The 11,830-nt window shown below is 40.6% G+C and carries 15 protein-coding genes; all 15 read left to right on the plus strand.

The features are described from left to right. The first annotated feature begins 51 nt into the window (after nucleotides 1–51). The 15 genes from DOZ58_RS15830 (at nucleotide 52) to DOZ58_RS15900 (ending at nucleotide 11,589) form a co-directional block, all read left to right on the plus strand. Nucleotides 52–303: an IreB family regulatory phosphoprotein gene (locus DOZ58_RS15830; RefSeq protein ID WP_026396169.1), complete on the plus strand. Its 252-nt coding sequence runs from the start codon at nucleotides 52–54 to the stop codon at nucleotides 301–303. A 163-nt stretch (nucleotides 304–466) separates the two neighbouring features. Beyond that, nucleotides 467–1,411, plus strand: coding sequence for an aldo/keto reductase (locus DOZ58_RS15835; RefSeq protein ID WP_111889186.1), 945 nt, complete (start codon nucleotides 467–469; stop codon nucleotides 1,409–1,411). Nucleotides 1,412–1,441: 30 nt separating this feature from the next. Continuing rightward, a complete protein-coding gene (gene ruvX, locus DOZ58_RS15840; RefSeq protein ID WP_111889187.1) occupies nucleotides 1,442–1,858 on the plus strand; it encodes a Holliday junction resolvase RuvX in 417 nt (138 codons plus the stop codon). 82 nt (nucleotides 1,859–1,940) lie between these two features. Further along, nucleotides 1,941–2,222, plus strand: coding sequence for a DUF1292 domain-containing protein (locus DOZ58_RS15845; RefSeq protein WP_111889188.1), 282 nt, complete (start codon nucleotides 1,941–1,943; stop codon nucleotides 2,220–2,222). A gap of 388 nt (nucleotides 2,223–2,610) precedes the next feature. Continuing rightward, the gene (locus DOZ58_RS15850; protein WP_111889189.1) at nucleotides 2,611–3,069 is read left to right on the plus strand and encodes a Fur family transcriptional regulator; all 459 of its coding nucleotides are present in this window, start codon (nucleotides 2,611–2,613) and stop codon (nucleotides 3,067–3,069) included. Nucleotides 3,070–3,103: 34 nt separating this feature from the next. After that, a complete protein-coding gene (locus tag DOZ58_RS15855; protein ID WP_111889799.1) occupies nucleotides 3,104–4,801 on the plus strand; it encodes a ribonuclease J in 1,698 nt (565 codons plus the stop codon). Between the two features lie 72 nt (nucleotides 4,802–4,873). Next, nucleotides 4,874–5,242, plus strand: a complete 369-nt coding sequence (locus DOZ58_RS15860) for a YlbF family regulator (protein ID WP_111889190.1) — start codon at nucleotides 4,874–4,876, stop codon at nucleotides 5,240–5,242. A gap of 97 nt (nucleotides 5,243–5,339) precedes the next feature. Continuing rightward, entirely contained in the window at nucleotides 5,340–6,416 is a 1,077-nt protein-coding gene (gene mltG / locus DOZ58_RS15865) for an endolytic transglycosylase MltG (protein ID WP_111889191.1), read from the plus strand. A 35-nt stretch (nucleotides 6,417–6,451) separates the two neighbouring features. Further along, complete coding sequence (locus DOZ58_RS15870) at nucleotides 6,452–7,132, plus strand: O-methyltransferase (RefSeq protein ID WP_242988523.1); 681 nt, start codon at nucleotides 6,452–6,454, stop codon at nucleotides 7,130–7,132. 43 nt (nucleotides 7,133–7,175) lie between these two features. Then, nucleotides 7,176–8,399: a U32 family peptidase gene (locus tag DOZ58_RS15875; protein WP_111889193.1), complete on the plus strand. Its 1,224-nt coding sequence runs from the start codon at nucleotides 7,176–7,178 to the stop codon at nucleotides 8,397–8,399. Between the two features lie 65 nt (nucleotides 8,400–8,464). Further along, nucleotides 8,465–8,866 (plus strand): hypothetical protein, encoded by a 402-nt coding sequence (locus DOZ58_RS15880; RefSeq protein WP_111889194.1) that lies wholly within the window; start codon nucleotides 8,465–8,467, stop codon nucleotides 8,864–8,866. A 174-nt stretch (nucleotides 8,867–9,040) separates the two neighbouring features. Beyond that, entirely contained in the window at nucleotides 9,041–9,763 is a 723-nt protein-coding gene (locus tag DOZ58_RS15885) for a LytTR family DNA-binding domain-containing protein (protein WP_111889195.1), read from the plus strand. Then, a complete protein-coding gene (locus DOZ58_RS15890) occupies nucleotides 9,763–11,040 on the plus strand; it encodes a sensor histidine kinase (protein ID WP_111889196.1) in 1,278 nt (425 codons plus the stop codon). Before DOZ58_RS15885 ends, DOZ58_RS15890 begins: the two co-directional genes overlap by 1 nt. 163 nt (nucleotides 11,041–11,203) lie before the next feature. Further along, complete coding sequence (locus DOZ58_RS19135) at nucleotides 11,204–11,347, plus strand: cyclic lactone autoinducer peptide (RefSeq protein ID WP_111889197.1); 144 nt, start codon at nucleotides 11,204–11,206, stop codon at nucleotides 11,345–11,347. Next, the gene (locus tag DOZ58_RS15900) at nucleotides 11,347–11,589 is read left to right on the plus strand and encodes an accessory gene regulator B family protein (protein WP_111889198.1); all 243 of its coding nucleotides are present in this window, start codon (nucleotides 11,347–11,349) and stop codon (nucleotides 11,587–11,589) included. Before DOZ58_RS19135 ends, DOZ58_RS15900 begins: the two co-directional genes overlap by 1 nt. The last annotated feature ends 241 nt before the right edge of the window (nucleotides 11,590–11,830 follow it).

Consider the following 11,830-nt stretch of genomic DNA (forward strand, 5'->3'; position numbering starts at 1 on the left):
ATGATATAAATTGATTGTGAAGGAGGTCAGATGACAATGGGAGAAAATACGGTGATTGATCGAGGAACCATTATGTTTGAGGTCGATAGCGAAAAGTCTCAGAAGATCGACGAAGTGATGCGCAATGTACATAAGGCTCTAGTTGAAAAAGGGTATAACCCTGTCAATCAAATTGTAGGTTATGTCATGTCAGGAGATCCGACCTATATCACAAGTCACAGAGAAGCGCGAAACGCCATACAGAAAATTGAACGGGATGAGTTGCTCGAGGAACTTGTTCGACGTTACTTAAAAAGTATTTAGTAGGCTGATAATTTGGGGCTGTCTCAACCGAGGCAGTCCTATTTTAGTTTTGGTATGGCGACGGGCAGATGGAGTTTTGATTGTAGAAGTTGGTGTTTAGTCACCGTACCGATCAATTGTTAATCTGTACACATAACGCTTGTGGTTAGGAAATGATTAGAAGATGATATTAAATACCCTGGGTAATACTGGAATCAAGGTCTCGCGGATGTGCTTTGGCAGTTTGACGATTGGGCCGCTCCAGAAAAACAAAACTCTTTTAGAAAGTCGGGAAATTATCGCGGCGGCTTTGGATTGTGGTGTTAATTTTTTTGATACGGCGGATCTGTACAATAATTACGATCATCTGCGTGCGGCGATCCAGATGCAACAGGATGTGGTGATTGCGACAAAATCCTATGATTATACAGCAGCGGGTGTTCTGAGCAGCTTGCATCGGGCCCTTTCGGAACTGGGGCGGGATTATGTTGATCTTTACCTGCTCCACGAACAGGAAAGCAAAAAAACCATTGAAGGCCACTGGGAAGCCATTGAAGCGCTGATTGCCGCAAAAAAAGCGGGAAAAGTAAGAGCCATCGGCATTTCCACTCATCGGATAGAAGGTGTTTATGGGGCAAATCTGTTTTCTGAGCTGGATGTGATTCATCCGCTGATTAATTTAACCGGCATTGGTATTGAAGATGGAACTACCGAAGAAATGGCGGCGGCCATCCACCAGGCAAAAAGGTCTGGGAAGGGCGTTTACGGCATGAAGCCGCTAGGCGGTGGTAATCTGCTCTCTCAGAAACAGGCCAGTTTTGAGTATGTCTTGAACCTGGCAGATCTGGACGCCATTGCGATTGGGGTTCAATCGATTAATGAAGTGCGGTATAATGTCAAAAAATTTAACGGCGAGACCATACCAGACGCTTTGGAAGTGGCTGTTTCCAGTGCTCCAAAGAGACTACATATCAGTGACTGGTGCACCGGCTGTGGAGAATGTCTCAAACGCTGCAACCACAAGGCGTTAACCTTAGTTAACGGAAAAGCCACCGTTTTACAGGAAAACTGTGTGCTTTGCGGCTACTGTGGTTCCGTCTGTAAAGACTTTTGCATCAAAGTAATTTAATACAGTCATAACAATAAGATGGGATAATGAATGGAAAGAATTTTAGGAATTGATGTTGGTGACAAACGGATTGGGGTTGCTGTAACGGACCCGTTGCAGATTACGGCCCAGGGGGTCATGACCCTCAAACGAAAGACCCGGGATGATGATTTAGAAGCATTTCGGAATCTCATTGCAAAATATGAGATTAAAAAGGTGGTAGCTGGTCTGCCACTGAACATGGACGGTTCAGAATCCGCTCAGACCCGGAAAACAGTGAATTTTTGTCAATTTATAAAAAAACGGCTAAATATCGAAATCATCTATATTGATGAGCGTTTAACCTCATCCTGGTCGGAAAAAGTGTTGATCGAAGGAAATGTTTCCCGGGAGAACCGCAAAGATTATATTGATATGCTGGCAGCTCAGATCATTCTCCAGTCTTACATGGACCGGGCCGTTAAATAATTCATAATAATGGATTCTTTAAGCATAAAAAGGTATAATTTAAAGATTATGAGCGAAAAATAAAATTGAAAGTGAAGTTGATATGGAAGAAAAAATAATTTTAGAAGATGAAAATGGCGTTGCACGAGAGTTTGATTTAGAAGTCTCCTTTCCTCTGGGTGAAAAGACATATGTGCTTTTAACAGAAGGCGAAGAAAGTGACGATGTATTTGCGTTCTTTATCGATGAAGACGAAGAGGGTGAAATTCTGGTACCCGTAGAGGATGAAGCAGAATTCGCTTTAATTGAAGCAGAATACGATCGCATCATGGACGAAGAATATGATGATTTAGAAGAAGACGAAGATGAAGGTGAAGTTGAGTAACGCCCCTTGCTAGCGGGCTTTCTTAGCTGATCGAATCGTTTTATCAAAGTAAATGATTAACGCCTGGAAAAAAAGATAGCTGCTCATGTGCCCAAGCGGTCACATGAGTGAGCTTCTTGTTTCAAACACCTCGCTGAATTTAATCAGGGCTTATCAGGAAGGGCACCATACAGGGGTTATTTTTGTTATGCAACGCAATGATGCCAAAGCGTTTTACCAAACAAAGTAAAAGATCCGATATTTTCACGTTTATTGGATCAATGTCATAGTCTGGGAATAGAGATCCGTGCGCTTTCCTGTGATATTGATGGAGTAAATATAGAAATTATCGGAGCATTGCCTGTCACTGTTTTATTTAAGAAAAGACTTAAAAAGAGGTGTGACCACTATGAATAACAAAAAACAAATTGTGGATGCACTCAGAAAAAGAGGGAACAAAGTAACCCCTCAACGTCTGGTTACCATTGAGGTTCTGTTGACCTTTAGGCAGCAGCATTTTAGTGTTGAAGAGTTATTTCTGGGTGTCAAACAGCGCAATCCTGATGTGGGAATGTCGACCATTTATCGAACGGTGCAAATATTAGAAGAAATGGGACTCATTACCAAACGTAATTTTGATGATGGCTTTGCTCGGTACGAACTCTGTGAGTTGGATGAAAAACACTGGCATCATCACTTAATCTGCTTAAAATGTGGAAAGGTAATCGAAATGCAAGACGATTTCCTGGAAGCTCTGGAAAAAGAAATAGAAGAAAAGAAGGATTTTATGATTATCAATCACGAACTTAAGGTGTACGGATACTGTTCGGATTGTTATGCAATAACGAAAGGAGTTAAATTTGACTGAAAATAAAAACTTAATAACGACGGAAACCCAACGCGTGGAGGGCCGTTCACGATCGAGACGAAAGCCTCAACCTCAGAAAAACAAAGATAAACTGAGATTAGTACCATTGGGGGGCTTAGGTGAAATCGGGAAAAACCTGAACGTATTTGAATACAAGGATGACATCATTCTTGTGGATTGCGGGCTGAAATTTCCAGATGACGATATGTTCGGAATTGACATTGTGCTGCCGGATTATAATTATATTCTGGAGAATCAGGATAAGGTCAAGGGCGTTGTCATAACCCATGGGCATGAGGATCACATTGGCGGACTTGTTTATCTGCTCAGAAAGATTAACATTCCCATTTATGCCACGAAATTTACCATGGGCCTGATTGATAAAAAGCTCAAAGAGCATGGCTTACTAACCAAAACCACCCGAATTATTGTTAAGCCGAAAGATCGGATTGACATTGGTGAGTTCAACGTAGAATTTATTCGCGTTAATCATAGCATCGCGGATGCCGTGGGATTGTGTATCAAGTGTGCGGCGGCAACGGTTGTCCACACCGGGGATTTTAAAATTGACTATCATCCAATTGGTGGTGAAGTAATCGACTTGCAGCGATTCGCCAAAATTGGATCACAAGGTGTAGACCTGCTGATGTCTGATAGTACCAATGTTGAAGGGACTGGATTTACCCAATCTGAGAGCACGGTTGGACCAACACTTTTCAACTTGTTCAGAAACGCTAAAGGACGAATCATCGTTACGACTTTTGCCTCTAATGTGCATCGCCTCCAACAAGTGATTGATGCTGCGGTAGAGTATAACCGTAAGGTTATTATCTGTGGGCGAAGCATGGAAAATGTCAGCGAAGTGGCCATGGATTTGGGTTACATGAAAATGCCCCCCAATGTACAGGTTCAGTTGCGAGACATTAATAAATACAAAGACAAAGAATTAGTAATCATAACCACCGGCAGCCAGGGCGAACCGATGGCTGCCTTGGGACGAATGGCACTGGGTGAGCACCGTCACCTGACCATAAAAAAAGAAGATCTCGTCGTCATTTCGGCTTCCGCAGTGCCGGGAAATGAAAAAATGGTCTCAGAGGTTATTAATAAACTCGTGGAATTAGGTTCGGATGTTGTTTATGGCGGATTTGCTGAAATTCATGTCTCTGGTCACGCCAGACAAGAAGAGCTAAAACTGATGATTACGCTAGTCCGTCCCAAACATTTTCTTCCTGTACATGGGGAAAGTCGGATGCTAATGAAGCATGTGGAGTTAGCACAAAGTGTTGGGATTAAAAAGGAAAGAACTCTGATTGCTGAAAATGGAAATATCCTGGAAATTGATAAACGCAGTGTTCAGATTGTTGGTAAAACTCAAGCTGAACCGGTTCTGGTTGATGGGCTGGGAGTCGGTGATATTGGTAACATTGTTCTCAATGACCGAAAACGTCTTTCAGAAGACGGGCTCTTTATTGTGGTTTGTACCATGCACAAGGGCAAAGCGGTATCGGGACCAGATATTATCTCTCGCGGCTTTGTTTATGTAAGAGAATCTGAAGAACTCATTAATAACGCCCGCGAAGAAGTCAAGAAAGCCTTGCTATCTTGTGAAGAAAAGGGTATTATTGACTGGAATTCCATTAAAAATGTCATTCGGGAGAGCCTGTTTAAATACCTTTATGCAAAAACTCAGAGAAAACCAATGATACTACCCATATTGATGGAAGTATAAATTTAATATGGCAATTGGTGAAATACATATCGTTAGCAGTTGTCGATAAAATTTTAAAAGTAGGAGTAACAGATGAACGTCTATGATGAAGCCAATAATTTGGCACGAGCACTCAAGGAATCCACAGAATATAAGAATTTTTTAGCCGCGAAAGAAAAGCTGGAACAAGATCCCGAAAAGTATGAAATGGCCAAGGATTATATGCGTAAGCAAATGGAAATTCAATCCTTCCAAATGTTGGGAAATGAACTGACAGAAGATCAGATTACTTCTTATAATGCCATTGCGAATACCATAATGGGCATCCCTGAAATCGCTGAATTTTTTCAGGCCCAGATGTATTTTTCAGTAGTCTTTCAGGACATTACCGATATCATGGCAAAAGCAGTTGATTTGGATATGGGACTGTTTGATTCAGAAGATGAAGGCTGTGGCGCTTAAACAACGATTGAAATAGAAACGATTTAAAAAGAATATAGGTGCCAACCTCTAGCGGTCCTATATTCTTTTTTACAGTTTAGGAAAGGAAGGTGAACGGATGAGTAACGGAACAAATCGACAGCCGCCTCGAAAAAAAACGGGAAAACTGATTGCCATTATTCTTTTATTATTAGTCGTCTTTGGTGCGACTGGTGTGTTCAGCTTTAATTACTTTATCGGACAAATGTTAGAACCAGTGGGAGCCGGAGAGCTTGTTTATGTTCAAATAGAACAAGGTGCCGTTATCAGTGATGTGGCAGAGTTACTGGCTGAAAATAATTTAATTCGGGATGTTTTTGCCTTTGAAATGTTGGCCAAAAAAGAGAATACCGCTCACCAGATCCAGTCCGGCTACTATGCTTTTAGCCCGGCAGAATCGGCCCAGCAGATACTTGATCGTCTGGTAGCAGGGGACGTAGCTGATGCCACCGTGACGATTCCTGAAGGACGTAATATTTCAGAGTTCGCTAAAATATTTGAAGAGAAAAATATATGTGATGCGGATGCATTTATCGAAGAAACAAAAAAAGTAGCAGAATATCAGGAAGAATATTCCCTTCTTAGAAGCATTCCCCTGACTGAAAAAGACGGGATGAGTCGAACTCTGGAGGGCTACCTCTTTCCCGATACCTACAGTTTTTCTCCAAATACGGACCCATCAGAAGTGGTCACCGCCATGCTGGATCGGTTTGTGGAGGTCTATGATCAGGATCTGCAAAAACAAACCAAAAAAATGGATAAAACCGTGGATGAAATTGTGATTATGGCTTCTATTGTGGAATTAGAAACAAAATTAGTTGAGGATAAGGCCAATGCGGCCAGTGTGTTTTACAATCGGATTGCCGAGAACATGCCGCTTCAATCGGATATCACCGTGGACTATGCCCGGGGTGAAAAAACGGCCGTATTAACAACCGAGCAAACGCAGTTTTCATCACCTTATAATACCTATATCAATACCGGATTACCCTTTGGGCCGATTTGCTCCTTTGGTGAAACTTCCTTAGAAGCGGCTTTAAATCCGGCGCAAACAAACTATTTATATTTTGTTGCCGATATGGATTCGGGAAAGATCTATTTCAATGAAACCTATGATGAGCATTTAGAAGACGTAGAAAAATATATGGGAAACTAATTAAGACAACGAAATATGCCAGCGCTATAAAGAAGTTGCCAATAAAAAAGAATGAAGGCCAGACAGTGAGTGAGATTGTTAAAGATTACATCGAGGATTATATTAGAGGATTAATTCCGGCTAATCGTCCCCAAATAGAAGCATTCAGAAAAAGAGCTATGGATGATAATATTCCGATTATCCATCAAGAAGTTCAAAAACACATTGAATTATTAATCGCCGCAAAAAAAACCAGGACTGTTCTGGAAGTTGGCACAGCTGTAGGCTTTTCGGCGTCTATCTTTGCCGAAGCGATGGGCCCTCAGGGGCAGGTGGATACCATTGAACGCAATTTTAAAATGGTGGTTCAGGCAGAAGAAAATATTGCCAGCCTGGGACTTAGCCATCAGATTAATCTGATGGTTGGGGATGCCCAGGAAAAACTGGCAGTACTGGATAAAAGCTATGATTTAATTTTTTTGGATGGGGCCAAAGGCCACTATATCCATTTGCTGGGCGATTGTCTGCGGTGTTTAAAGCCCGGAGGACTATTGATTTCTGATAATGTATTGTTCAAAGGCATGATCGCCAGTAATGAACTGGTTATTCGTCGCAAAATAACCATTGTCAAGCGGATGCGGATGTATCTGGAAACTATCGCCAACCATCCCCAATTGGTTACCAGTATTCTGCCACTGGGTGACGGTTTGGCGATCAGCTTAAAAAAAGACGATTAAGTACGAAGAGCAGCGCAAGGAAAGAAAAGAACGGAGAAACAGCATGAAAAAACCGGAACTTTTGGCACCGGCAGGAAATTTTGAAAAACTAAGGTATGCCCTTCATTATGGGGCTGATGCGGTCTATTGTGCCGGTAAGAAATTTGGGCTCAGAGCAAAGGCCGATAATTTTGATCAGACCGCTCTGGCCGAGGCGGTTAAGTATGTCCATGAACGCGATAAAAAGATTTACGTCACACTCAATATGATTCCCCACAATGCAGATTTAGACGGTCTGCCTGAATATGTAAGCGAACTAAAAGACCTGGGAATTGACGGTGTGATTGTAGCCGATCCCGGGGTTTTTTCTGTCGTCCAGGAAGTAGCTCCTGACTTAAAAATATCCGTCAGTACTCAGGCCAATAATACCAATTGGCGCAGTGTGGCATTCTGGCATGCCCAGGGTGCCAGGCGGATTGTACTGGCCCGGGAACTGGGACTTATTGAAATTCAGGAGATCCGGGAAAAAGTGGCTCCGGAAATGGAGATTGAGATCTTTGTTCACGGTGCCATGTGCATTTCCTATTCGGGACGATGTCTGTTAAGCCATTATATGACCGGTCGAAATTCAAATCAGGGAGATTGCGCCCATCCTTGCCGGTGGAAGTATCACCTGATTGAAGAAACCCGGCCCGATGAAGCCTTTACCATTGAAGAGGATGCCACCGGTTCCTTTATTTTTAACTCCAAGGATCTTTGCCTGATCGATGAAATTCCCGCCTTGATGGCATCAGGAGTAGACAGCTTTAAAATTGAAGGTCGGATGAAAAGCCTCTATTATGTGGCCACCGTGGTATCCGCTTATCGCAGTGCCATTGATTATGCCTATGATAATCCCGCGGTAAAAAAGCTTGATAAGGGCTATTATGATGAACTGACAAAGGTCAGTCACCGCAATTACACCAAAGGGTTTTATAGCGGCAAAACAACATCAGAGGATCAAAATTACGGCACCAGCAGTTATACCCGGCATTATGACTTTGTCGGTCTGGTTCTGGAATACGACGAGAATACCGGGATGGCTTTAATTGAGCAGCGTAACAAGGTTGTATTAGGTGATGAGATCGAGATCATGATTCCGGGAGACGGGTTCGTTACGCAAGCGATTAAGGTAATGACGGACGTATCCGGTCAGGCAATCGAGTCGGCACCGCATCCCAAAATGCATTACTATTTACAAATGTGTACACCGGTTAAACCGATGGATATCATCAGAAAACGGGATTAGCTTTGGTAAAAAGACTCTTTTAAACACCGAGCCGCAAACAAAATAACACCCCAATTGGAGGAATCATGAGAATATATATTGCCGCTTCATGGAAGCATCAGCATGCCGTTGAAATGCTGACGGATTTGTTGGAAACTCGGGGCCATACCATTTTGTCATGGATCCGCGAGGGACGACCGGAAGAAGCCTTTCTTTCACAAAAAGAGCTCACCCATTTTATTGAGTCTGCTGAAGGAGAACGCGTTTTTGATTTTTGTATCAGTTCGGTTACCAGTGCCGATCTGATTATTTATATTGGTCCCTCCGGTTGTGATGCCTGGGCTGAGATCGGCGCGGCTTATGGCTCCAAAATTCCGGTTTTTGGTCTACTGGCCAAGGCCGAACAGGTCGGGCTGATGCGCCATATGATTAAAAACTGGTACAGTTCTATTTCGGAGTTGATGGCCGCCGTGGATGCCATCAGTTAATAAATCGATAGTTTAGTAGAAAAAGATTTTAACAGTATCAATAAACAGCTTGCTGTTTATTAATACTGTTTTTTTTGATTGATAAACACAAATTTAAATTATTTTATTGGCAAGGTGGACAGTTGTTTTATTTTCAGGTAAAATGAATTTAGTGTCTATAAAAGAGGTGAGAAAATGTTTAGAATAGGAATTTGCGATGATCAAAGAGCCATCTGTTCTCAAATGGAAGGGATTATTTTGGACCATCGAAATATGTTTGCGGAGGAAGTCGAAATCGATGTGTTTTATTCCGGTGAAAGACTGGCAGAGTTTATAAAACATGAACATGATTTCGATTTGATTTTTCTGGACATCGAAATGGAAGGGCTAAACGGCCTTGATTTAGGCCGGAAAATTCGTGAAGAGATGGATAATCAAACGATGCAGATTGTCTATGTGTCTGGGAAAGAAAATTATTATAAGGATCTTTTTGAGGTGCGACCCATGCATTTTCTTTCAAAGCCCATTGAACCAGCAATACTGATAAAAGACATTAACCTGGCAATGAAATTAAGCGGCTGCCTAGGTGGCGTTTTCTGTTATCGAAAGGGAGCCGTAACATATAAGATTCCCATCAAAGACATTCTCTACTTTCAAAGCGTGAATCGGGAGATTAAGATTACCACGACAACAGGGGAAGATTTGTTTTATGGGAAGCTACGAGATGTCACCCCCCAGCTAGAAGGTGATCAATTCATGAAAATTCATAAATCCTATCTAGTTAACTATGAGCATGTAGTAAAATTCAAGTATGACGAGGTCAGGATGTCCAATTCGGACTGTCTGCCAATTAGTCAGCTAAAGCGGAAAGAAATCAGGGGTTTGCAAATGCGATATGAACTCGAAAGGTTGGAATAATGGAGCTAAGTACCTATGAAGTGGTATATCTGATAGCTAATATTTTTGGAACATATATCGTTTATAAATTTATGCATGTATTCTTTGAGACCAAAGAAGCCAATCATAAGATAGAACTCTTATCCTATGTGGGATATTACATATTTATTGCGCTGGTATATTTGACGATTAATATACCGGCAATTATGATAATCAGTAATATTCTTGCTTTTTTAGGTCTGTCATTAAACTATAAAGTAGGAATTAAAAAACGGCTTCTATCAGTATTTTTGATTTATTTGATTGTAATGTGTGTCGAACTGATTGTTGGATTGCTTTCAGGATATTTTAATTTTCCTTTGATGTCCACTAACAATTATTCCTCAGAATATGGGCTGATTATAGTTCAAATCATATTGTATTTTGTCGTTCGAGTTTTCAATAATTACAAAAATATCAGACTAGGAGAAACAATCCCGCTGGCCAATTGGATCGCAATTATTTTGATCCCGATTTCATCCTTATATATCATTTTAACCTTATTTCAAGCAATAGGTTTGTCCTGGAAGCAAGTTCTAATCGGAGTAGTATTGATACTACTTGTCAATTTCACAATCTTTTATTTGTATGATGTCATTTCAGCTTTCATGGTCGATAAAATGGATAAAATCATGGTTGATCAGCAAAATAAATACTACCAAAAACAATTCGAACTAATGGAGTCATCATTAAAAACAACGAAAGCAATGCGGCATGATCTGCGAAATCACTTAGCGGTTATCTATGCATTGGTTGAAAAAGGGGAAAGAGACGCTGCTTTAAAACATCTAACAAAGATGACTGATGTTTATGACGATAAGAAACAATACGCGTGTACCGAAAACATTGATATTGACAGTATTTTGAATTTTAAAATTCAGGAAGCAGCGCAACAAAATATAAAAATAGCGCTTGATCTGAGTATTCCCGAAAAAATGAGTATTGCATCATTTGATTTGGCGATAATTTTAGGAAACCTGCTGGATAACGCCATTGAGGCCGTTGCTGAGATGGAAAAAGAAAGACAGATAAAAACAAACATAAACTATGACAAAGGGCGTTTAATTATTCTGGTGGAGAATCCATATCTGGGTGAACGTGTAAAAGTCGGCAATCGATATCTTACAACCAATAAAGAGCCAAGCCAACATGGTTTAGGCCTGGAAAATGTAAAAAGTGTTTTACAAAAATACGATGGGACGATGGATATTACCCAGCGGAGTAATATCTTTTCGGTTTCCCTGCTGTTGTTTGTATAGAGCCTTGTTGCGAGCATTCTTTTATTAAGATTGCTCGTTTTTATTTGAATAAAATAAAAAATCTTAGTTCACTACAAAAAAATATAGTAATTTCAACATAATATCGCACAAATAAAAATATATGGTAGATTTAGGACATAAAAGATAAAAAGAGGAGGTTGTTTTGAAAAATCTATCATTAAAGTGCTATCGGGTTATTGCGGCTATGGCGTTGATGGTAACAACGTTAAACGTTAATACGGCTTGTTTTTTTATTATGCACCAGCCCAAATTACCTGAGGGTGCAGATAAACTCAGGAAGTTCTAATGAGAATCGCAATAACTGAGAGAATTACAGATATCCTTGTAAGCCATGAAATTATTATAGAGGAGAACAGAAATTTGTATACCTATGGATTACAGCAAGGACTGTTGATGATCCTCAACATTGCTACGATTCTGGGAATCGGGATTGTGTTAAATATGGTTTGGGAAAGTATTATTTTCCTCTTAACATATGTTCCACTTCGGGGAATAGCGGATAGCGCTATAGATAAATATAAACGTTAGTTATCCTCTTGATATGAGTAGCGTTATATAACATTTACAGAAGGTGTTTCTGTTTCTATACTTGCTGGCGTTATTGCAGCAGTTATGCCATATATAGGACCAGCTGGAGTAATTGCTTCAATGAGTTTTGGATCATTAGCTGCAATTGCGGGTCCTTCGATTGGATCAACTGTAAATTATAGTCTTTATAGATTTTCTTCTTTATATTATAACAATATAAAAATTAATTGGTCTCTCTATA

It is taken from the genome of Acetobacterium sp. KB-1, assembly GCF_003260995.1.
Classification (GTDB): domain Bacteria; phylum Bacillota; class Clostridia; order Eubacteriales; family Eubacteriaceae; genus Acetobacterium; species Acetobacterium carbinolicum.